The following is a 23,540-nucleotide window of genomic DNA, read 5'->3' on the forward strand; positions in this document are numbered from 1 at the left end:
GCACTCATCATGAAGCCTCCAGAAACAGTTCACTAATCATGGCTTCCGTCACGCGAGGGGCGCCAATGATGCGTGGCAGATGCACAGGCAACTCTTCCGGCGTCTGCGAGGCCGCAAATGCGAACGGTGTGGAATGAGGATCCGTCCAGTCCCCCAGATAACGGATAGCATCTTCGCCATCAGCAGACACGACACCGCCAACAGGACGAGCCAGCCACCGGTCGCGAGTCGCGATACGTTCGCCCTGACTGATTCCTGCATCCTTGTTCATCTGAATGATTGCCCGATTGGCCAGACGCTCAAGCTGCTTTTGCCGTTCGTGCCCGGACACTGTCTGGCAATAGTCGCCAAACGCCCCCCAGCGCAGTTCTTCGAGCGCTGCATAGCAGCGTCCGGACAGCGTGAACGTATTGAACCGCCCAGCTCCCCACTTACCGAAAACGTCGTCCAGGTGCAGGTGCGCCTGCTGTAGCCGGTCAATCCTCGCGACATTGCGATCCAGCTCATCACAACGTTCATCCAGGCGTTGCGAAAGCAGATCAATGGCCTGACGGCTCTCTATCGAAAAGTCGACGAGGGTGGCGACGTCATGCTTGAGGGCGTTGACCCGGGCGTTGACTTGAACAATCGCATGGTTGCTTTTTGCCAGCGACTCGCTCAAATCTTTTAACCAGTTCAACGCACCTTCCACACCATCGGTGAGGCTTGCGTTAATCTCAGCCTGATTGCGATCACCCTGACCGGTAAAGCCGTCGTAAAGGCGAGCGAAAAATCCATCCCGCTTTGCCATGTAACGCTGACGTTCACGCGCGACATCAATGCCGTTGGCAAAATCCACCACGAACTTTTCGGGCAGACACGTCAGTATCTGGCAAATTTCGGCGTCGGGCGCTACTGCCGCGCTCTCACTCCTACTGTCAGTCATGCGCTTACTCCTGCGCCCGTGAGAGGTACATCACGCTTGAGTGCCTCACTGTCTTGCTGAATACCGGGAACATGGCGTTTGAAGCCTGCCAGCAGTTCACCCAGTCTTTGCTGCTGCCCTTGATCGGACTGTTTGTCGCGAATACTTTGATTCAGGTCGCTGCGAATAGACTCGACGGTCAGCCTGAGTTCATCAAAGAAGCTGTCAACGCTGGCTTCGAGTGGCTTGGCGATGGTCTCGACCGTGGCACTCGCCAAACCAGCGAACACATCGGCGACGCACTTTTCGATGGAGGCCTTCACCTTATTGACGTCGATTTCAAAGTATTCCTCTCTTGACGAGTAGGTTTCCCAACCCCAGTCATCCGTATCAAAGAAGCTGCAAATTCCACCCCACAAGCCACTGGCTCGGCGCCGACGGGTCACACTCCGCTGCTTGTTTTCGATAACCTCACCCAAAAGCTCTCCACTGGACGGGCGCATTGAAAGTGCTGGCATGGGCGGTAGTTTGATTGCAATGGAAAAGCCACTGCGGTTCAGACGCTGGTTGAGATCATTGATGATCTCACTGGCCTGAGTTGAAATGCCTTGCTCGAACAAGGCATGAAAATCTCTCAGAATGAGCTCAGTCTCCGCGACTAAACGCCTTTCATTGAGCGTGATTATTTCCCGGACGCCGTTTTCAATACCTTGCGTAATCTCTTTAGCCTTTTCCCGGTCGCTGAGTTTGATGACAGGCGTGTCTTCATCAAATTCATAGCCGTAGGTCGTACGCCGTCTCTGCAACCTCCGTGGGCTACCCGCGCCAGTAAGTATCGAGAACAGCCCGGTCAGTGACTCTCTTTTGCGCTCCTGAGTCTGTTGCTCTTCGGTTTCCTTGCCAGCTTTGAATCCCTCTTGAATTTGGGCGCTGATGGCGGCACGAATATCAGAAAAGACCTTGTCCATTTTTCCATCAATGGCTTGCAAGGCACGCTCAGCATCCTTTCGCGTCTTGGCCTCCAGGCCGCTGATACGCTCTATGTCATTGCGCAGGGAATTGATCTGCTCGCTCAACTCTTCGACGTCCTTTCCCAGCGCGGCCTCTCGAACAGAGAGAAAGTTGTTCAATCTGGTCGCGATGTCAGCGAGCTTGGCGGCAGCAGAAGCCACGGCGAGTGTCGCCGCGCCGGAGTGGGCTTTGCGAATGATCTGATCCAGAGGGCCCGCGAACAACGATGCATCCCAGAGTGCGTTGGCCGCTTTTTTCACGGTTTCCGGATCAGTCACCATGCTCGTCCAAAACATGCCGAACGCTGCTTTACCGAAGTCCGCTACCCAGGCGTTCTGCTCGCCAACAATCGTCGGCAAGCGGCCATTGAGTGCCAGCTCGCGTCGTGCACGGTTGGCAAGATCGCCGAGTTTTGACGACACGGGGAATACCTGAGAATGCTGTAGCCGGCCCTCCAGCAATGAATCAGCAACAAGGCGTTTGGTCTGCGCCTCATCATCGCTGTTGCGGTCTTTCTCATCGAACTTGTTGACGAGCGCAAACATCCGCCCTTGAGCTACATCAGCGATTCGCTCCAGCTCCTGCCTTACATGCTGATCGGCGTCGGACTTGAGCTGGGTGAAATCCAGAACGGCTAAAACGGCCGAAGCGTTTTTCAGTTGCTCGCCGAGCATTTTGCGAAGATGCTGCTGGCCAGCCTCATTCGGGCCGGGCGTGTCGAGCAATGTCAGACGCCCCAAACTTTCTGGCGTTGCGGCCAAATGGGAAAACTCGACTTCAATAGCAGGGATTTCGTGTATTTCGTCATAGCTATCAAATGGGAAGTCCACGCCCAACTCGAGCGCCACGCGCACCAGATCATTCAAGCTTCTGAGAAACCAGAAAATGGCCTCAGGCCCCTGATAGCAGTTATCGAACCGCCCATTCTCCTCAATTAGCCGCAGCAGAGACTGCATATCCTTGTCATCAATCAGCTCGTACGGCAATTGCTGCCCGGCGGGGCCACGCAACAGCTCATGCAGCTCAGCGACCACACGGTTGATCGGGCCGTTGTTTTCCAAACGCAAAATGGGTTCGGCTTGACCGGGTGTATGACGGATCAGCGTCGGCAGAGCGGTCATCGGACGATTTCGATTAGGCAGCACCTCTGTGCCGACAATGGCGTTAATCGTGGTCGACTTGCCTGCCTTCATCGTCCCGACAACGGCCAGCACCATCTCCAGACGCTGAAGCTTGTCTGCTTCGCCCCGGAGCATTTCCAGATCTTTCTGGATACTGGCCTGGGTAAAGGTTTGGTGCTCATGGCCATGCTCGTCGACCACTACCCCGTCTGCGCCCTTCATTCGTTGCAACAGATCGATTTCCACTTCAAGCAAACGAAGGGATTCTTCCCGCAGCAGTTCGATATTTTGCTCGTACATCTGATCTCCTTGAAAATTAGCGGCCCGGATTGTGGCCCTTGAATCTGCCAATGCTTTATCCACAGCTGCTGCCAATGCATCACTTGACGAACGGAACATGGCTAACACCTCAGGAACTTCAAAACTCACTGCGCGCTATTAGCGGACGTCATACCCCAACATGAACAGCGAACGCTCCAACATGCCTAATGTCACGGTGTAGCCTTGAGTACCCAGTATTTCTCGCGTAGCCCCCAGCAGGCGACTGCTCATCCGCACAAGTTCAGCCCACTCCCTGTTGCGTGCAGGAAGTTCACTGGAGGCGGTATAGAGATTCGTAAAAATGAGGCGATCTTTCGAAGGATTTCTCGTTTCATCCTTTTGGTTCTTGGTCTTGGTATTCGGGCCCCAGCGAAATGCCAAGTCCGCAGGAACTGTGCGTTCAACGTTTGCCATGAGCCAACTGCGCGTCAACAACCCCAATGCGGCACCCACACGACCGTCATAAATGATTAAGCTGTCCGGCGCCGCGGCGGAATAGATCTTGGTCATCGCCGAATTCATCAACAATGTTTCTCCGTTGAAGTCTTTCAGTGGCTCTGCGGATCGAGGGTTAAGCAACTCAACGGATTTCAGGATTGAACGGCACAAGGTTTTGGCTGCCGCTTGTGACTGGACCCACAGCAAAGAAGCATCATCAGCCTTTCGCGCAACGCCCCCCCAGGCAAAGATCGCCTTGCACGCGACCAACGCAGCAGCATCATCATTGGCGGCCAGGCTCTTGCGCAGCTCAGCTGCGATGCTCGCAAAATCATGCGGTGCTGCTTTTTCAGGCCAGCAATAGTGCTCGTTTGCCTGGCTCAAGCTCTGACACCACCATTCGCTGACGCCGTGCCGAGTTTTCCAGTCTTTCCAGGAATGGTGCCTACTCACCTTGTAACGATGCGAAAACGAACCTGCCGCGCCTGTCCACAACCCGCTCAGATAGTGCGAAAAGTCAAATTGTCGGGCAGTGAGCAAGCCTTTCTCGACCCGTCGTACCGGCGTCGGCAATGAAAGATCATTGGACGCAAGTGGCGTGCCGAGCCAGACGGAATTAGGCGTCGAGGTTCGGATATCGACCAGGCCGAGTGCTTTCAGAATTGGCACCACGTAATTGATATTTCGCGGGCCATACGCCCCGGTCAACGTGACTCTACTGGCAAGGCAGAGCGGGCCGGATAGCGTCGGGTCATTGTTTGACTTGATCAGACACGGATTTTCAATCCCATGGCCGTTTTGGTGGAGGTAATTCAGTGCAGCTTCGAAGGCCGACCTGAGTAGGACGTGGCGTTTGGCGGCTACCAATACAATCACCAGGTCATCGGCGAAATCTTCAACGATGTATTCGCAGCGTTGAGAAGGGGTCCGAAGCCGACCCAGCTCTCCCATGCGCGACCAGGCACGAGATATCGTGTGCACCACCAACTGCGTCATGCTGATTCCTTTCGATTTCAGAGCTACTCGCGACGGACTCGTCCGGCGCTCTCGGGGGAAAATGCGCCGCCTTTAAACTCTCAGGCGTAGTAGCACTCCGGTAAACGGCGAGCCGGGCAATGTACACACCTTATGTGCTGATACACCGAAAACCTTTAGGCAGAGCCTTTCTGTCGACATGAATGAATCACCTGCAAACCCATAAAGAGAATCGGGCAAAGCTCGGTGTTCAGCTCAGCCGGCAACAAAAAACCGTTTTGCAATCACAATGATCAATTGCAGGCACACAACGACCCCGGTGAATACCGCAACGCCTTTGGCGACCATGAAGAAGTAGTCTTCAACGCCACGGAACATGGTGCCCAGCACTAGGCCCATGCCGGCGATCAATCCGGCGATCAGTAACAAACCGATATAGGGACGGAGTACGCGGGAACTGGCACCTTGAGCGCCTTTCTCGACAAGGCTGATAACGGCGCCCAGTGCAATCAGGAATACGAAAACACCAACTATTACACCCATCTTTCACCTATATTCGCTCAGACGAAGCCCGCGCAGGATCTGCTCGGGTACAACTCGCCCAAGTCATCATTTGAAAAAGCGTGAAACGTGCAGGCCGATCCACGTCCGGGAGCCAAAGGCATGTGTTCGCCTGTGGTTCCAAGACCATCAATCTGGCATAGGGAAGGATGCCGCAAGCGCTTCCCTGTGCATGAATCACTTCAATCTGCTTTGGCAGCGGCGGTCCGATTATGCCCAGGCAGATACCAAAATGCCATCACACCAGACATCGACCAACGTTCTAACAACGCGGCCAGAGCTCAAGCAGAATCCTCTCTAGTCCGCTGGCCGTACGCATTCTCAGCGCTTCGTTCCCACATTTCGGACACCGCTCGAACCAATCCCCCGGCCCCAGGCAATCACTCTTGGGCGCCACTGTCTTTTTCCAGCCACAATCACCGCACTCAAAGGTGAATGGATGAGGTCTGATCGGCATATTCAGCTCCCTGGATATTGCATTTCGATGGACTGATCAAACTCTCCCCCATACCCCGAATAATCCCTTGGCACCCTTTCAATATCCTCCGCCACTTTCTCGATCACCCCGCGCAACTCCAATCCATCCAGCCAACGAGCAGGAATCGCTGCCGGTCCGTATTGGATGCCAAGCAAGTGCCCGGCAATTAAGCCAGTGCTGTCGCTGTCGCCACTGTGGTTCACCGCATTGGTCACACCCTGCTCAAAAGATGGCGCCGTCAGTGCGCACCAGATGCCAATCGCCAGGGCTTCTTCCGCAATCCATCCACCGCCAAATTCGTCGATGCGTTCCGGGGTTGGGCGGTAGCCTTCGTAGTAGTAGAAGAGCACGCGTTCAATAAGGGCGCGGGTTTCTTCCATACCAGGTTTGTCGCCGTGTTTGGCCAGGCTTTCGGTGATGGCGTGTTCCAGGCTGTCTTGTCTGTCGGCCATGCGCTGGAGAATGTCGGCGGAAAGGCCGGCTGCCATGTAGCCGGTTGGATGGCCATGGGTCAGGCGACCGGAGTCTGCGGCGTAGTCGAATGCGTTACCGAAGAAGGCGCACGGCGCAACTCGCATGACTGCACCGCAGCCTTTACTGTTGTTTTCGGCCAACTGGCCGAAGTGTCTGCTCGCCTTCAATGCGCTGAGGCAGGTGTTGCTCGGTGCGCGGTGAGACCACAGTGCGCGCTCTTTAACCAGCCAGCCATCGAGACTGACGTGGGTGTTCGGCGAGTAATCCTGGGTCATCAACCAACGCAGCAGCGCATGGTGGATGACACTGGGTACGTGGCAGATGCCCCGCGAGCTGCCGCGCACATAAGCGCGCAGCAGACCTTCGGCGGTGAAGAGCATCATTTGTGTGTCGTCGGTGATGGCGCCGAGTCGGCCAGAGGCCGGTGCGTAGTCGACAATACCTTGCGCGCCGAAGGTGGCGCGGATGGCGTTCCATTCAAGAAACTCAACAGGAGCACCCAATGCGTCACCCACTGCGCCGCCAAGCAGGCAGCCTTTGATCCGTTCGATTCTGTTCATCTGTGTGTCCTTACGAGGCCGGAATCAGCGCTTGCAGCAGGTCCAGCTTTCTCCTGAGTTGCTCGACATGGGCCTTTTCCGCTCGCAACGCCGAACGCAGCTCCTTGTTTTCCGTTTCCTGAATCTGCGCCCAGCGCATCTTGCTCTTGCAGTCGACGATCAACTGCCAGATGTTCTGCAACTTCAGATACTGGACCAGCAGCACCACGGCAATCGCTGCCATCGTCACCATAACCCCTGTCGAAACTGCATCCGACGTTGTCATTTCCACTTCCTTTCGTAAATTCGATTCGTCTCGAAGACGGAGCCAGAATATGTAGTGTTTTCTTACACGTATAGAATGTAGACTTATACAGGTAAACAAATCACGCACATGGAGAGGGCATGAAGCGCACACAAGACATCGAGCAGGTTCGCTGGGATCTGGCACTTCGCTACCGTTTGATCGAAACGGTTGCATGGTGGGAAGGCCGCCTGACCACGGGACACTTGATCCAGAGCTTCGGGATCAGCCGTCAGCAGGCGTCGAAGGACATCAACACCTACATCAACGACCATGCGCCTGAAAATCTTACATATGACAAGAAAGCCAAGGGCTACGTACCCAGCGAAGGCTTCGCTCCGCGTTTCATCGACGACAGTGCCAGCGCCTATTTGCACCTGCTGAACCAGACCCACTCCCGCGCGCCACATGTCGAAGGGCTAGCCCTGGCGTATGCGCATACGAAGGTGCTGGAAGTGCCGGACCGCACGATTCGCGCCGAAGTCCTGCGGCCACTGCTCAAGGCGTGTCGTGATAGTGAAGTGATCGAAGTCGAGTACGTTTCATTGTCCAACCCGACACCGGAAGTCCGTCTCATCGCCCCCCACACACTCATCTACACCGGCATGCGCTGGCACGTGCGGGCGTACTGCGAGAAAAACCGCAAGTACCGGGATTTCGTGCTGAGCCGCTTGCGTGGCGAACCCTCCTACGAGCGCAAGACCGAGAATCTGATCGACAAGGACGAGGACTGGAACAGCGAGGTGGCGGTCGTCATCGCACCCGACTCACGCCTTTCGCTCGAACAGAAAGCGATCATCGAAGCCGATTTCGGGATGCAGAATGGTGTACTGGAAATCCCTACCCGCAGGGCACTGGTCAAATACGTGCTACAGCGCTTTCAGATCGACCCGAAAAAACTCGAACCCAAAGCCGCGGCGCAACAGATCGTGGTGAGCAATCTGGATGAGTTGAAGCCTTGGTTGTATGAATAATCCGCCACTGCATTCTCTTAGATCTTCTGGGCATCAATAACTCGGAGCGGCCAATCTGTATCCGGCAACTGGCTGGCGGACGAGGTCCTGAAAAGCCGGCCTCGGTGATGGCTGCATCCAGGCCTCGCAAATGCGAGGCCGTTTATGCGTTGCGTAGCGCCTCCACCCCTTGATTTCAGGCATGCACCATGTGCTTGGCTACGTCTCGCCAGGCGGTTAATACTTCGCAGCTTCTATTACCTCTTTTCCTACCGAGACGGCAGACTCACATAGTCCCCAGCATCTCCCCAGTCGAATGGCACTCTGCCATGGCCAAACCCACACTACCTTGGTTAAGCTAAAGCCATTTACGCACTCGCACTGCAAGACTTGCGCATAGAGTGGCCACGAAACCGAAGGAACGACCATGGCAGCAAGCAGCAACTTTGCCTTTCTCCAAGAACACGATCCCGTGTTTCTTCAACTTGCGCGCACGGCCGAGCAGGCATTCGCCAGCGATCCAAACACCACTCTAATCAAACTGCGCCAGCTCGGCGAAGCTTTGGCCCAGGATCTGGCCAGCCGTGCCGGTATTGAATTCGATGCCCACACTACCCAGTCCGACTTGCTGTACAAACTCAGCCGTGAGATCCAACTGGATCAAAACATTCGTAGTCTGTTCCACACCTTGCGCGTGGAAGGGAACAAAGCCACTCACGAGTTTCGTACGCAGCACCGCGAGGCCATGGATGGGCTGAGGGTGGCGCGTGCCCTGGCCATCTGGTACCACCAGTCATTTGGCAAGAACACCAAATCTTTCAAACCCGGCCCCTTCATCACGCCCAGTGACCCAAGCACTTCGCTACGCGACCTGCAAAGCCAGATTGAACAACTAAAGGCGCAGCTCAGCGAGTCCAGCCAGCAGCTGGAAACCAACCAGCAACTCGGCACGCTGCTCAAGCGCGAAGCAGAGGAATACGCGGTCCTCGCCGAGCAGATGGATGCCGAGTCGCAAAATCACAAGCAGTTGGCAGCAGAGCACGAAGCGGCGTTGATCAAGTTGCGCGCAGAACATGAGCAAAGTCTCAAGGCACTGCAACAGCAACTCGCCGCGCAGCCGCAGGCCAGCAAGCAAGTTGCAGAGAAAACCAAGAAGGCCAGCAGCAAGTTCCAACTTTCGGAGGATCTTACCCGTATCCTCATCGACCAACAGTTGAACGACGCTGGCTGGGAAGCGGACTCCTTAGAGCTCACTTACAGCAAAGGTGCGCGCCCGGAGAAAGGCAAAAACAAGGCTATCGCCGAATGGCCCACCAGTAGCCCGAAAGCCTGCGCCGACTACGTACTGTTCGCCGGCCTGGTACCCGTCGCCATTGTCGAAGCAAAACGTCAAAGCATCAATGTTGCCGACCGGATTACCCAAGCCGAGCGGTACGCCCGCGAATTCAGGCTTTGCGCTGAACATCTGCAGCCTTGGCCATTGGCGGGTCAATCCCAGCCCTGGAATGACGGCAGCAGCGGTCACTTCCAGGTGCCCTTTGCCTTTGCCTGCAATGGTCGCCCCTATATCAAGCAACTTGCAGAACAATCCGGTACCTGGTTCCGCGATTTGCGGAGCCCTGCCAACACCCGACGACCACTGCAAGATTTTCACACGCCTGGTGACCTCCTCGACCTGCTCAAACGCAGCAAGGCAGAGGCTGAGGAAAAGCTGGCAAAGGAAGGCTTTGGCTATCTGAAGTTGCGCGACTACCAGGAAAAAGCCATCAAGGCCGTAGAACAGGCGCTGGCAGGCAATCAGCGCAACTGCCTGCTGGCGATGGCGACAGGCACGGGCAAGACCCGCACCATCATTGGCCTGATGTACCGCTTTCTCAAAGCCGAGCGTTTCAAACGCATTCTGTTCCTGGTCGACCGCAGTGCCCTTGGTCAGCAGGCGATTGATTCATTCAACGACACCACGCTTGAGCAGAATCACACACTGGCCCAGATCTACGACATCAGAGCGCTGGGCGACATGGCTGCCGAAGCGGAAACCCGTGTTCAAGTGGCCACGGTGCAAGCCATGGTCAGCCGTATTTTCCGCTCGGACAACCCACCGCCTGTGGGAGAGTTCGACTGCATCATCGTCGACGAGGCCCACCGAGGGTACACCCTCGACCAGGAGATGACCGAAGGCGAACTGGTTGTGCGCGATGCCAGCCAATACCTCTCGCAGTACCGTCGCGTGCTCGATTATTTCGATGCTTGCCGTATCGGTCTCACGGCTACACCGGCGAAACAGACCAGCGAAATTTTCGGCAAGCCGGTGTTCACTTACAGCTACCGGGAGGCCGTGGCCGACGACTGGCTGATCGACCACGAGCCACCGATCCGCTACGAAACCCAGCTTACCCAGCGTGGCATCCGCTTTGAAAAGGGCGAGTCTGTCAGTGTCATCAATACCCAGACAGGTGAAGTCGATACAGCGGAACTGGACGACGAGCTCAACTTCAATATTGAGTCGTTCAACCGCCGCGTCATTACACCCGCCTTTGACAAGGTCATCTGCGATGAACTGGCCAAGGAACTGGACCCCTTCGGCGAAGAGAAGACCATGATCTTCTGCGTCAGTCAGGCTCACGCGGAGCGCGTGAAAAACCTGCTGGATGATGCCTTCAAGGCCGCTTACGGGGAGCAGTACAACGAAGCAACAGTACGCATCATTACTGGCCAGAGCGACAAGGTCGAGCAACTTATTCGCCGCTACAAGAACGAACCGCACCCAAGTATCGCCATCACCGTTGACCTGCTGACCACCGGCATCGACGTGCCGACCATCTGCAATCTGGTGTTCATGCGCCGCGTGCGCTCGCGCATCCTCTATGAGCAGATGAAAGGCCGAGCTACCCGCCGCTGTGACGAAATAGGTAAAACGGTATTTCGCATCTATGACCCCGTCGACCTCTATGCCAGCCTGGAGGAAGTCGACACCATGAAGCCGTTGGTCAAGAACCCGAATATCTCCCTGGAGCAATTAGTGGGTGAGCTTACCGACGACGCCAGCCACGACGCCCCTGGCAGCCAGGAAGACAGCAGTCACGCCCATGACGTGCTCGACCAATTGAACCAAAGGGTCATGCGCATTCTGCGCAAAGCCGAGCACAAAGCCGAAAGCAACCCGGCCATCAAACAGAAGCTCGACGAGTTGCAGGATGCCTGGGGAGTCGCCCCTGGCAAACTGCACACCCATTTGCATGAGCTCGGACCGCAGCAAGCCGCCCACTTCGTTCGCCAACATAGCCAATTGATCAACCAGTTGGCTGCTGTCAGTGTCCTGCTTGGATCGGAGCGGTATCCGATCATCTCCGCGCACGAAGACGAGCTCGTGGTACGTGAGCAAAACTATGGTAAGTATCAGAAGCCGGCTGACTTTCTGGAAAGCTTCCACCAATTCATCCACAACCAGTTGAACCAGTCCGCCGCGCTAGGCGTAGTGGTCAACCGCCCCAAGGATCTGACTCGCGAACACTTGCGCGAGGTGCGGTTGTTGCTGGATCAGAACGGTTTCAGCGAAGCCAGCTTGAAAAGCGCCTGGCGGAGCCAGACCAACCAAGAAATCGCTGCCAGCATCCTCGGCTATATTCGCCAGGCTGCTATTGGTGAGGCGCTGCTGCCGTTCGATCAACGCGTTGCAGAGGCCATGAAACGCATCTATGTCATGCAGGCTTGGACCCCAGTACAGCGCCGCTGGCTAGATCGCCTTGCCAAACAGCTGGTGCATGAGGTGGTGATAGACCCGCAGCAAGTCAACGACGCATTCCGGACCGATGGTGGGAGCAGAGTCCTGGATCGTTATCTTGGCGGAAAACTGGATGCGGTGCTGGAAACATTGAACGACAATTTGTGGTCTGCGGCATGATCTGACGTACTCACACGAAGATCAGTCAGCAGGTGTCCATCCGAATCCTGGTCGAGCGGAAACCCGAGTTATCCGCTCGTTGGCCGGCGTCCAAATCAGCTTGCAAAACAGATCCGCCGTGCATAACCTCCCCTGCAACACACCCGCCATGCCTATGGTTGCTCCAGCAGCTATGCACAAATTGAGCGGTTTTTTTTTGCCCTGTAGGCAAACCCGGCATCAATATTTCTTTGCAGTTGGCGCTGCTCAGCCAGCGTGGGCTCGCATTCAAATCTACTTTGAGAGTTACCATGACCAACTCTGACATCGTCCAGAAACTCTGGAACCTGTGCGACGTACTGCGCGACGACGGGATCAACTACAGTGACTACGTTACAGAACTGGTGCTGCTGCTGTTCATCAAGATGGAATACGAGCAGGTACAGAACAACGATGCCTTCAGCCACAAGCTACCAGCGGGTGCACGCTGGCCAGACCTGGCTGGTAAATCCGGGCTCATTCTGCTCGACTACTACCGACAAATGTTGCTTGACCTAGGCAAGAACAGCGACCCGCTGATCGCGGCCATCTATGCCGACGCCCAGACACGGCTCAAGGAGCCACGTCATCTGGAGCAACTGATCAAAAGCCTGGATGTCATCGACTGGTTCAGCGCCCGCGAGGACGGCCTCGGCGATCTCTACGAAGGCCTGCTGGAGAAGAATGCCAGCGAGACCAAGTCCGGAGCTGGCCAGTACTTCACTCCGCGCCCGCTGATCGACAGCATCATCCGCTGCATCAGGCCGCAACCCGGCGAGACCATCCAAGATCCTGCCGCTGGCACCGCAGGCTTTTTGATTGCCGCTGACGCTTACATCAGAAGCCAGACCGACGACCACTACGACCTCGACGAAAAAGCACGGAGCTTTCAGCGCAATCGCGCCTTTGTCGGCGTGGAGTTGGTGCCCGGCACCCGTCGCCTAGCGTTGATGAACACCTTGCTGCACGGCATGGAAGGTGACGAAGAAGGCGTGGTCCACCTCGGCAACGCCCTTGGCCAGGCCGGCGCCAGCTTGCCCAAGGTCGACGTGATCCTCTCCAACCCGCCCTTTGGCACAGCCAAGGGCGGTGGCGGCCCAACCCGAGAAGATCTCACTTTCAAGACCAACAACAAGCAACTGGCATTTCTCCAGCACATTTACCGTGGGCTGAAACCGGGCGGCCGCGCCGCCGTAGTCTTGCCTGACAATGTGCTGTTCGAGGCTGGGGTGGGCACTGAAGTGCGTCGCGACCTGTTGGATAAATGCAACCTACACACCATTCTGCGGCTGCCAACAGGAATCTTCTACGCTCAGGGTGTGAAGACCAACGTGCTGTTCTTCCAGAAAGGCACTCCTGATAACCCACGCCAGGATCAGGGCTGTACCCAACGCGTATGGGTCTATGACTTGCGCAGCAATATGCCTAGCTTTGGCAAGCGGACGCCTTTTGGTACGCAGCACCTACAAACCTTTGAAGACGCCTATGGCCAAGATGCGAACGGCAATAGCCCGCGCGCCGAGAATATAGAAGGTATTGGAGAAACCAGCCGCTTCCGCGTGTTTACCCGAGCGCAAATTCGCGAACGTAGCGACTCATTGGATATCAGCTGGTTAAAGGATGCAGGCAGCGTGGATGCCGCCGATCTGCCCGCTCCTGAGGTTCTGGCCTGCGAAGCCATGGGGGAATTGACTGAAGCGCTGCGTGAGCTGGAAGAGCTGATGAAGGCATTAGGGGCGGGAGACGAAGTGGCGGCCCAGAAGCAATTGATGGCAGAAGTAATGGGGCTGGAAGTGGGGTCCGGAGAATGAGTGGCGAACTGCCGGCAGGCTGGACGAGCTTCACTTTGGCACATATTGGCGGTGTTACAGGCGGCAAGACCCCTTCAAAAGCAAATCCTGAATTCTGGTCTAGCCCTGATGTGCCTTGGATATCACCCAAGGACATGAAGAAAAACCTGCTGGAGAGCTCCGAAGACAGGATTTCTCAAATAGCGGTAAACGAGGCCGGAATGACGCTCTATCCAGCCGGAGCAGTCTTGATAGTTACCCGTAGCGGTATTCTTCAGCATACGCTTCCAGTTGCTCTGGCGGGTGTCGAGTTGACAGTCAATCAAGACGTCAAGGTTATCCGTCCCATTGAGGGCATAGACCCTAAATTTTTGTTTTATTTAATCAAAAACTTCGGTGGAAAAATTCTATCAGCGTGCGTCAAAGAGGGAACGACTGTTCAGAGCATCGACTCTTCCAAGCTAGAAGCCTTCCAGCTCCCCTTACCGCCAGCTATTGAACAAAGCCGAATCGTCCAGAAAATTGACGAACTACTAGCACAGGTCGACACCCTTAAAGCACGCATCGACGCCATGCCTGCCCTCCTCAAACGCTTTCGTCAATCCGTGCTCGCTGCTGCGGTTTCCGGACGGCTGACGGAAGAATGGCGCAAAGAGCAAAACCTCTCCTGCCCCAAAAGTAAAAAATTCGAAGACTTACTCAAAGACAAGAACAAGCTCTCTTATGGAGTATTAAAACCCGGCGACACGGCTTCTGACGGCGTCCCCATGGTTAGAGTTATGGACATTGGTGAGTGGGGACAAATAGATCAATCCAACATCTATAAAATATCAAAACCCCTTGCAGATGAATTCAAAAGAACCATACTAGAAAAAGGCGACATCTTGCTTTCGGTAATGGCGACCATTGGGCGAGCTGCTATTACTCCAGAGTCCTTAGTAGGCGGCAATGTCAACAGGGCCATTGCCGTTATAAAACTAGGCCACGAAATAACCTCAGAATTTGCTTTCTTCCAGATAATGTCACCCCAATTCCAGTCTGCATTTGTTGAGAAACAATTGGGATCTGCACAAAAACGTATAAACCTATCGGACTTACGTGAATTTATTGTTCCGCTACCGGAAATTTCGGAACAACATGAGGTCGTACGCCGCATCCAGCAACTATTTGCATTCGCCGATCAACTGGAAGCCCGAGTCGCCTCAGCTACGATTTATATCGACAATCTGACTCAGAGCATTCTATCCAAAGCTTTCAGCGGCAAGCTGGTACCGCAAGACCCGTGCAACGAGCCCGCCAGTGAACTGCTCGCTCGCATCCAAGCCCAGCGTTCCGCCGCAAAGGCTAAGGCCATTCGCGGAAGGATTAATATCTGATGTATATCAATCGGGCGCATCTTAGTAGTAGCTTTCACTCTGCCCTATCGAGCAGCCCTGAAGTCCAAATTAAGAGGCATAAGGCCAGGGTAGGTATTCCAGAATGAAGCTTCTGCAATTTGAGCTATTAGGCGAATACAAAGGATTAGCCAATCAACGTTTTGACTTTTCTAACGCGCCCGGAAAAGTCATCGCACTTATTGGATTGAATGGATCCGGAAAGTCGCAACTAATGGAACTAATCGCAGAAGCCTTTGCGTATTTAGAGCGAAGGAAGCGATCCGACTTCAGCACTCGTAAACCTCTTAAATATTGCTTTTCCCTGAGCTATGAATGGTCAGGCGATGACGACAATATAAAACCGCCAAAGCGATTTACGGTGCGACTCGAAGCTGATCAGTCAATTCTGATCTCTAGCAGCATCCAGACAGGCTCTATTGCAAGCGGCGTGAGCGACAGCACGGCTTATTGGTCAATTGAAACGAGCTGCACATTGGGAAATCTACCCTTGCCGCGCGTCATAGGTTATGCCTCAGGCCTCAACGAAAACCTGCAACGCTCTTTTATGCGAAACGCATTACAGTACTTTGATGTTATGCGCACAAGGTCTCGGCGCCGCGTAGAGCTAGCACAGCCCAGTGTCGACGCGGAAAGCTATGAACAAATAAACATTAAGTACAAAAAACGTTTCCCAGGCATATTTGGCGCACCTACAGATAGCGCCATGGACGATCCACTTCGCACACTAGAGGCTGACACCCCTCTACCAAACTCACTATTCTTAGACTACGATTGCACAAACTTACTGATTACAGCACTTGGACTTTTAAGCGACGCAGAGCGAAACCTACTGTGGCCGGAGGTCAGCTTTAGGCACCCGCGAAGAGTCACTTTACAGTACGATATGCGGCGCGCTCCCGTTGAGCAAGACAGTATCGAAGATCTCAAACAGCTCATCCATGCGGTGGGAGAAGGGAACATACGAGGCCTATCCAGCCGCACTACGGATGAGCAGTACGAAATTTACGAACTTAACTATCTGCGAGCCGAACTCACGATAGACCTCTTGGATCCATTAGTAATCAACAGACTCAGAGATACATATTTCGATCCAGTCCGTCTTTTTTGGAAGCTTTATAAGCTGCAATTACTAGGCGTAGGATGGTGGCCTACAGATATCCGCAAAGTTTTGCGAAACGACTCTTTAAATGGGAATGTAAAAAAGCCACTTAAGAGCAAGCTACCACTTACGGTGTCCGAGCTAGTGCTTTCTGATGGTGAAAGCTTTGCACCAGTCGACGATTTGAGCGATGGTGAAGCTCAGCTGCTTCATACGATCGGTGCCGTAAAGCTATTTGCCGATACCGAGTCATTGTTCCTATTTGACGAACCCGAGACGCATCTGAATCCTAGCTGGCGTACTCGATATCACCTTGACTTTGAACAAGCAGGCCGCAGCCTAACTACATCACAGGCATTAATCTCATCGCACTCACCGTTCTTGATTTCATCCCTGCATCGCGAAGCTGTCTTTCACTTTGAAAAAGTTGATGATCAGTCAACCATGTCATCACCAACTAGCGAGACTTTCGGTGCTTCATTCGAAGTACTGATAAAAAAATTTTTTGGCCTGCGCTCTGCAATATCGCAAACCGCAGTTGATGAAATAAATCGACACTTGCATGACCAAAGTGTGGATAACAATCACAAGCGGCACTGGATTGAGGCGCATTTAGGCGAATCGATGGAGCGTGCTTATATACTGCAAAAATTGCGGAACCCATAAACCTGATGTTACTTCCTCTAAGAGTCGGACTTCCACCTAGTGCAGTCTTCACTGGACTTAACTTGCTAATGCGAGAGACTCTTCTCTCTAGCTGCGCAGGGAGGCCCTTCGACGACTCCACTCTTCCCCTAGGACTTTGGGATGCTGCTCAGGCTAATGAACCGACCCGGACACGCGTCCAAGCGGTTATAAGTTCCATAGAGGCCCTAGATCCGCAGATAAGGGATGAGCTATATCTCGCTTTCTCCGGAACAGTTAGCGCACGCCTACTATTCAATGATCCGACATCAGCCATACCTGAACCTCCCGAATCCGTTACAGCTGAGCTGAAGAAGTTAGCCTCACATCTTTTCGAAAACACGTCAAAGCTTATCGGAGTCACCCGCTCATGTGGAGAAACCGTCATGGATCACTACAGCCGCTATAGCTCCGATCCCCCCCTAGGTAACGGGAATGTATGTGGCATGTGCGCGGCAGAACTACTCGCACAACGACAACATCTAGTTGCTGCAGAAGATCAATGGCGTGCACCTTACGATCACCTACTGGCCAAAGAAAAGTATCCGCAGTTCGGAGTAGATCCCGACAACCTGCTGCCTACCTGTCACACGTGCAACTCAAAAGCGAAGCTTGCCAAAGACCTTTTGCGAAGCCCGGAGGGGCTCAGACGCACATGCTTCGATCCTTGGAGCGAAAGCGCCCACGAGCAAGTGGCGTTGCAAATCGACTTCCTTGGTATTCTGCCAATGGCTACTTGGGCAATAAGACCAATAGACCCTACAAACCAGCGTAAATTAACGACTTGGAATGAGATCTATCGAATCAAAGAGCGTATTGAAGGAGAGTTCCTATCTCTGCGCGAAAAGCTAGCCGAAGACTTGGACATTAGAGACCTAACGGCGTTCAAAAACTCAATCGAACAAAAGGCAAGAGTAAGGCTTAGCTATGCGAGATTAACACCCTACAATTATTGGCGCGGCTTACTCTATAATTCGCTACAATTATTGCCAGACCAACTCCTAGAAACGCTACGCGAATTTTGTCTTGATGGACTTGATCCAAATGGCGATGCTGCAGCCATATATGGAATATGAAAAAACAATCCAGTACACTGCAGATTTCGCACCACTAATTAGGGCGTGCGCCCTGAGAACTGTTGACCAAGTCCGGTAAAATTCCTTGCCAAAGCCCAACGAGCCATGGAACTAATTTGGGGCCTAGGCCTTTGAATGTTTCTAGATAATTAATCAGAGACCAAGATCGATTAAAATCCAACCAAAAAAGAACACCATGCAGAACAGCCCAAAATGGACGATAGGCAATTGGACCTTTCGACTAATAAGAAGCGCCGAGCCCCCCCACAGCGTTGCCGAATTTTTGGTGGCCATTTCCGGTCCCGTCTCAAGCAATTCGATGCCAAACCTAGTCACGAAACCGGTGCACTCGGTGATCAGATCGTATGTAAAAAGAAGCCGCACGGTATTCCAATCGGTATTCCAAGTTTGAAAGTTAACGAAACATTAACCATACAAATCAACAGCCTACCGCTCAGATTCAGATCACCCCGGCCCCACCAACTCCAGCGAGACGACACCTTACTGCGTCTTTTGGGACTTAGCTTGACTGAATTTAGGGTTTCTCTGGTTTGAGATCTTCGGCATACAACAATTTCCAAAGCGGTCGGGAAAGGGTGAGACGCAACCCACGTCTGTGCGCTCAGACGAAATGAATCCGCAATGCCCTGATCCACCGCGACTACTTTGTCAGCGCCTCGATCCGGATCATGATCTTCGCTGATCGAATAGAATTGATCAGCCCTGGGCACCTGCCTGACGTACTCGACACTGAAAAAATTCGATTCGGCCTGTCCAATCGTCGTAACCCGACGCTCACCTCCCCATGCTGTGCACATCCTGCCCTATCGCGGTTTAGGCACAGGTATCCCGCGCGCAATCGACGCTTGGCCAATGATCACTCTTGACGATGATCGGCCGAGTAACCAATTCAGGGTGGTGATTCAGCGGACCGTTGAGAAAGGGCCTCTTTCGGGCCCAAGCGGGGACCAAGTAGGGACTAAGTCGGGACCAAGCAAGGACTGAGTCCGTTGTCGACGGAGAACAAGCCGTAAATCGCCTGTCTTTGCAGCCAGAGCAGGTAACTCTGCTAAGCAGGATGACAGGTGAGCACACTGTGCTCGAGCTGATGACCTTCGTCGGACGCAGCAACCGCAGCAAGTTTCGCGAGCAGGTCTTGGCCCCACTACTGGCGAGTGGCGTGGTCGAGATGACCGTTCCAGACAAGCCCAACAGCAGCAAACAACGATATCGCCTGACAGCGGTCGGCCGAGCGCTGAAGGCTGCCCCCCCCCCTCGAACGACTGACCCCGGGCCAAACACATTTTGCGCCAGCGCAATCTGGCGCTTTGTACACTCCGCCAAAGGTAAGCGCGGCCGTCGATAGGCTACATTGAGTTAAGCCTTCAAAAAGGAATAGAAAGAACCATGTCCGTCCCGACCTACGACCAGTTCATTGAGCCCATCCTGCGGTTTCTCTCGGTTCATCCGGAAGGTGCCACCGCATCCGAGGCCCACGAAGCGGCCGCACAGGCATTGGGCCTGAGCGAAGCACAGCGGCAAGAGACCATCGCCAGCGGTCAGGCTACCTACAAGAACCGTTCAGGCTGGGCGCATGATCGGCTGAAGCGCGCCGGCTACTCCAGCAGCGCAAAGCGTGGCTATTGGCAGTTGACCGACACCGGCCGCGCATTTGCTCAGGCCAACCCTGCCCCGTTGAGCGCAGAACTGGTCGAGCATCTGGCCGTGAATTTCATGAGCGTGAAACTGAAGACGGCACCGGATGCGGCCTCACTGGATGAGAGCACCGACACTTCAATGCCGATTGCATCGACAGAGCTAGCTACGAGCAGCCCACAGGAACGCCTGAACCAAGCCATCCTTGAGCTGCGCACGAGCGTAGCGGGCGACTTGCTGGACAGCCTGCTGCAAGCGAGCCCGACCCGCTTCGAACATATCGTGCTCGACGTGCTGCACAGCTTGGGCTACGGCGCCAACCGTCAGGCGCTGCAGCAAGTCGGTGGCAGCGGCGATGGCGGCATTGATGGCGTGATTTCGCTGGACGCGCTCGGGCTGGAAAAGGTTTACGTGCAGGCCAAGCGCTGGCAGAACACCGTCGGCCGTCCCGACCTGCAGGCGTTCTATGGCGCCCTCGCCGGACAAAAAGCCAAACGTGGCGTATTCATCACCACTTCCGGCTTTACCGCTCAAGCCGTTGACTTCGCGCGCTCGGTCGAGGGGTTGGTGTTGGTCGATGGCGAACGACTGGTCAACCTGATGCTTGACCACGACGTGGGCATCAGCTCGCAGCTTTACAAGGTTCCCAGGCTCGACAGCGATTACTTTGACGAATCGCTCGGATGAGTAAAAATTAGTGCCTGCCAAAACAGCCACTCCGGGCGTACCGCCCGTAAACAATGAATTTTTCTTCACCACGCTGAATCCGCTCACGCTGTAAAGTCCATCCCGCTCATTCAAGAAACTACGGTTCGCCCGCGCTCCTAGCGGGCTTTTTTTCGCCTCGGCTTCTCCATATCTTGCCGCTCCCCACCATATGCGCGACTCTGCCAGCAGATCCCTCGCCAAGGAGCGCTCGATGCCGCTGTTATCCCTGCCCTGCCCGCGCCTGACGCTGGCGATCCTCTCCCCCGATCAGGCCGAACTCGAAAGCGCTTTTTACCAGCGCAACCTCCGCCACCTGGCGCCGTGGTCACCCAGCCGCACCACGGACTATTTCTCCACCGCCAACATCCGCCGCCGTCTCGAGATCCAGGCCAGTGCTTTCGAAGCCGGGTTAGCAATGCACTTCGCGCTGCTGTCGGCGGACGGTCAGCAAATGATCGGGGCGTGCAATTTCAGCGGGATTATTCGTGGGGCGTTTCAGGCGTGTTATTTGGGTTATCACATTGATGAGGCGCATCAGGGGCAGGGTTTGATGCAGGAGGGGCTGGAAGCGGGGATTGGTTATATGTTCGATGTGCAGAATCTGCATCGGATCATGGCCAATTACATTCCCGGCAATGAGCGCAGTGCGCGTTTGCTTGAGCGCTTGGGTTTTGAGCGCGAAGGGCATGCGAAGGCGTATCTGAATATCGCCGGGCGTTGGCAGGATCATGTGCTGACGGCGCTGGTCAATCCGGGGTTCGAGGCGCCGGATCAGCGTTGGTCGCGGCGCCTCGGTTGAGTGCGCGAAATCTGTCAGACAAAAATCCTTTCAGCTCTCGGGTTTGCGGCCGATACAGACCTGCTAACACCCCTGCTGGCTCAAAAGAACAACAATCTTCCAGCTTAACTGACGACCAAGAAACCCAACGTTTCTGGAGGATTTGCATGAATAGCTGGTTCGGTAACATCAGCGTGAACATGAAACTCGGCCTGGGCTTCGGCCTGGTGCTGGCCCTGACCTGCGTTCTGGCGCTGACCGGCTGGACCAGCCTCGGTGGCCTGATCGACCGCAGCAACTGGATGAGCGACATCACCCAGCTCAACGCCGGCCTGACCAAACTGCGCGTGGTGCGCCTGCAATACATGCTGACCAACGGCGACGAACCCGCCGCGCAGAATGTGCAGACCACCCTGGAAAGCTTCGCCGCTCAGCAGCAGGCGCTGATCAGCAAATTCAAGAGTCCGGAGAACGTCAAACTGCTCAAGCAGCAGGCCGCGACCATCGCTGAATACCAGACCTCGCTGAACAAAATGCGCAACGCCTATCGCACCGGCAACAGCGCCCGCGACACCATGAGCGCCAACGCTCAGACCGCGTACAACCTGATCGAATCGATCAGCCAGCGCGTGCAGCAGATGGAGTTGAGCGATCAACGTTTCGAGCAGTTCCAGGCTGTCACTGCGGCCAAGGAAGCGTTCATCCTCGCGCGCTATGAAGTGCGTGGTTACACCGCGACCAGCAACGCCGAGACCGAGCAGAAAGCCGTCGGCCAGATCGACGCGGCCATCGCCAGCCTCAAACCGCTGAATGCGCAATTTGCCGCGACTCAGCAGGATGCCCTGCGCCAATTGGAAACCGCGCTGACCAGCTACCGCAGCGCGTTGATGGCGTACAAAAACGCCAACACCGATGCCGTGCAGGCGCGTAAGGAAATGACCGATCAGGGCACCACCATCGTCGCCCTGAGCGAGCAGCTGTACCAGATCCAGCTTGATCGCCGTGACGCTGAAAGCGCCCAGGCGCGCACCTTCCAGTTGATCAGCACGTTGCTGGCGCTGCTGGTCGGCGTGATTGCGGCGGTGATCATCACCCGTCAGATCACTCGTCCGTTGCAGGAAACCCTGGCCGTGGTCGAGCGCATCGCCAGCGGCGACCTGACCCAGAATGTCACCGTTACTCGCCGCGACGAACTCGGCGTGTTGCAGCAAGGCATCGCGCGCATGGGCGTGACCCTGCGTGATTTGATCAGTGGCATCCGCGACGGCGTCACCCAGATTGCCAGCGCCGCTGAAGAGTTGTCGGCTGTAACCGAACAGACCAGCGCCGGCGTGAACAGCCAGAAAATCGAGACCGATCAGGTCGCCACTGCCATGCACGAGATGACCGCCACCGTGCAGGAAGTTGCGCGCAATGCTGAGGAAGCGTCGCAAGCTGCCGCCGCGGCGGATGGCGAAGCCCGTGAAGGCGACAAGGTGGTGAATGAGGCCATCGCGCAGATCGAACGTCTGGCGAGCGAAGTGGTGCGTTCGACCGAAGCGATGAGCGTGCTGCAACAGGAAAGCGACAAGATCGGCAGCGTCATGGACGTGATCAAGGCTGTCGCCGAACAGACCAACCTGCTCGCGCTCAACGCCGCGATCGAGGCAGCGCGTGCCGGTGAAGCCGGGCGTGGGTTTGCCGTGGTTGCGGATGAGGTGCGCGGTTTGGCTCAACGTACGCAGAAGTCGACTGAGGAAATCGAAGGTCTGGTCGCCGGTCTGCAGAACGGCACCCAGCAAGTCTCGGCGGTGATGAACAACAGCCGCGCGCTGACCGACAGCAGCGTCGCCCTGACGCGCAAGGCCGGCGCCTCGCTGGAAAACATCACCCGCACAGTGTCGAATATCCAGTCGATGAACCAGCAGATCGCCGCCGCTGCCGAACAGCAAAGCGCCGTGGCTGAAGAGATCAGCCGCAGCATCATCAACGTCCGAGACGTGTCCGAGCAGACCGCAGCGGCGAGTGATGAGACGGCAGCGTCGAGTGTTGAACTGGCGCGGTTGGGTGGTCAGTTGCAGCAGATGGTCAGCCACTTCCGCGTTTGATGTTCGTCTTGCGCTGAGGCTGAAACCGAATCGCGGGCAAGCCCGCTCCCACAGGTTTTCGTGTTCGAGCACTGTTGATGTGTTCACCTCGATAACTGTGGGAGCGGGCTTGCCCGCGATGGCGTTGGGTCAATCAGATCAACGTCGCCTGACACTCCGCCTTCGCGAGCAGGCTCGCTCCCACATTTAAATTTGTGTGGCTCGCTGGATTTTGAGCTCACCGAAAATCCCTGTGGGAGCGGGCTTGCCCGCGATGGCGGTGGGTCA

The 23,540-nt window shown here is 55.2% G+C and carries 16 protein-coding genes and 3 pseudogenes; 13 read left to right on the forward strand and 6 right to left on the reverse strand.

What is annotated here, in order from left to right; all coding sequences use genetic code 11:
- Positions 1-7 precede the first annotated feature (7 nt).
- From AC0IXA_RS21155 to AC0IXA_RS21180, 6 genes are all read right to left on the reverse strand, one after another.
- Positions 8-925 (reverse strand): diguanylate cyclase regulator RdcB family protein, encoded by a 918-nt coding sequence (locus AC0IXA_RS21155; RefSeq protein WP_471814438.1) that lies wholly within the window; start codon positions 923-925, stop codon positions 8-10.
- Positions 922-3,435 (reverse strand): dynamin family protein, encoded by a 2,514-nt coding sequence (locus AC0IXA_RS21160; RefSeq protein ID WP_471814439.1) that lies wholly within the window; start codon positions 3,433-3,435, stop codon positions 922-924. The genes AC0IXA_RS21155 and AC0IXA_RS21160 overlap by 4 nt, the downstream gene beginning before the upstream one ends.
- Positions 3,436-3,474: 39 nt before the next feature.
- On the reverse strand, positions 3,475-4,791 hold the full coding sequence (locus AC0IXA_RS21165; protein WP_471814440.1) for a hypothetical protein: 1,317 nt from the start codon (positions 4,789-4,791) through the stop codon (positions 3,475-3,477).
- Between the two features lie 234 nt (positions 4,792-5,025).
- Entirely contained in the window at positions 5,026-5,313 is a 288-nt protein-coding gene (locus tag AC0IXA_RS21170) for a hypothetical protein (RefSeq protein ID WP_471814441.1), read from the reverse strand.
- Between the two features lie 477 nt (positions 5,314-5,790).
- Entirely contained in the window at positions 5,791-6,843 is a 1,053-nt protein-coding gene (locus AC0IXA_RS21175; protein WP_471814442.1) for an ADP-ribosylglycohydrolase family protein, read from the reverse strand.
- Between the two features lie 10 nt (positions 6,844-6,853).
- Complete coding sequence (locus AC0IXA_RS21180) at positions 6,854-7,108, reverse strand: hypothetical protein (RefSeq protein WP_471814443.1); 255 nt, start codon at positions 7,106-7,108, stop codon at positions 6,854-6,856.
- Positions 7,109-7,227: 119 nt separating this feature from the next.
- On the opposite strand from AC0IXA_RS21180, the gene AC0IXA_RS21185 reads away from it, so the two are divergent.
- The 13 genes and pseudogenes from AC0IXA_RS21185 to AC0IXA_RS21245 form a co-directional block, all read left to right on the forward strand.
- Complete coding sequence (locus tag AC0IXA_RS21185; protein WP_471814444.1) at positions 7,228-8,100, forward strand: BrxR family helix-turn-helix transcriptional regulator; 873 nt, start codon at positions 7,228-7,230, stop codon at positions 8,098-8,100.
- A 406-nt stretch (positions 8,101-8,506) separates the two neighbouring features.
- Positions 8,507-11,980: a type I restriction-modification system endonuclease gene (gene hsdR / locus AC0IXA_RS21190; protein WP_471814445.1), complete on the forward strand. Its 3,474-nt coding sequence runs from the start codon at positions 8,507-8,509 to the stop codon at positions 11,978-11,980.
- 290 nt (positions 11,981-12,270) lie between these two features.
- Positions 12,271-13,809 (forward strand): class I SAM-dependent DNA methyltransferase, encoded by a 1,539-nt coding sequence (locus tag AC0IXA_RS21195; protein WP_471814446.1) that lies wholly within the window; start codon positions 12,271-12,273, stop codon positions 13,807-13,809.
- Positions 13,806-15,164, forward strand: coding sequence for a restriction endonuclease subunit S (locus tag AC0IXA_RS21200; RefSeq protein ID WP_471814447.1), 1,359 nt, complete (start codon positions 13,806-13,808; stop codon positions 15,162-15,164). Before AC0IXA_RS21195 ends, AC0IXA_RS21200 begins: the two co-directional genes overlap by 4 nt.
- Positions 15,165-15,267: 103 nt before the next feature.
- Positions 15,268-16,950 (forward strand): AAA family ATPase, encoded by a 1,683-nt coding sequence (locus AC0IXA_RS21205; RefSeq protein WP_471814448.1) that lies wholly within the window; start codon positions 15,268-15,270, stop codon positions 16,948-16,950.
- A 404-nt stretch (positions 16,951-17,354) separates the two neighbouring features.
- The gene (locus AC0IXA_RS21210) at positions 17,355-18,044 is read left to right on the forward strand and encodes a hypothetical protein (RefSeq protein WP_471814449.1); all 690 of its coding nucleotides are present in this window, start codon (positions 17,355-17,357) and stop codon (positions 18,042-18,044) included.
- Positions 18,045-18,733: 689 nt separating this feature from the next.
- Entirely contained in the window at positions 18,734-18,931 is a 198-nt protein-coding gene (locus tag AC0IXA_RS21215) for an ATP-binding protein (RefSeq protein WP_471814450.1), read from the forward strand.
- A gap of 221 nt (positions 18,932-19,152) precedes the next feature.
- Positions 19,153-19,410, forward strand: a complete 258-nt coding sequence (locus AC0IXA_RS21220) for a Fic family protein (protein ID WP_471814468.1) — start codon at positions 19,153-19,155, stop codon at positions 19,408-19,410.
- Between the two features lie 41 nt (positions 19,411-19,451).
- Positions 19,452-20,387 (forward strand): restriction endonuclease, encoded by a 936-nt coding sequence (locus tag AC0IXA_RS21225; RefSeq protein WP_471814451.1) that lies wholly within the window; start codon positions 19,452-19,454, stop codon positions 20,385-20,387.
- 232 nt (positions 20,388-20,619) lie between these two features.
- Positions 20,620-21,207 (forward strand): GNAT family N-acetyltransferase, encoded by a 588-nt coding sequence (locus tag AC0IXA_RS21230; protein ID WP_471814452.1) that lies wholly within the window; start codon positions 20,620-20,622, stop codon positions 21,205-21,207.
- Positions 21,208-21,386: 179 nt separating this feature from the next.
- Positions 21,387-22,151: pseudogene (locus AC0IXA_RS21235) on the forward strand (methyl-accepting chemotaxis protein); the annotation flags it as partial.
- Between the two features lie 117 nt (positions 22,152-22,268).
- Positions 22,269-22,415, forward strand: a pseudogene (locus AC0IXA_RS21240) (HAMP domain-containing protein); the annotation flags it as partial.
- A gap of 261 nt (positions 22,416-22,676) precedes the next feature.
- A pseudogene (locus tag AC0IXA_RS21245) lies at positions 22,677-23,273 on the forward strand (methyl-accepting chemotaxis protein); the annotation flags it as partial.
- Between the last annotated feature and the right edge of the window lie 267 nt (positions 23,274-23,540).

It is taken from the genome of Pseudomonas sp. AC083 (assembly GCF_979253165.1).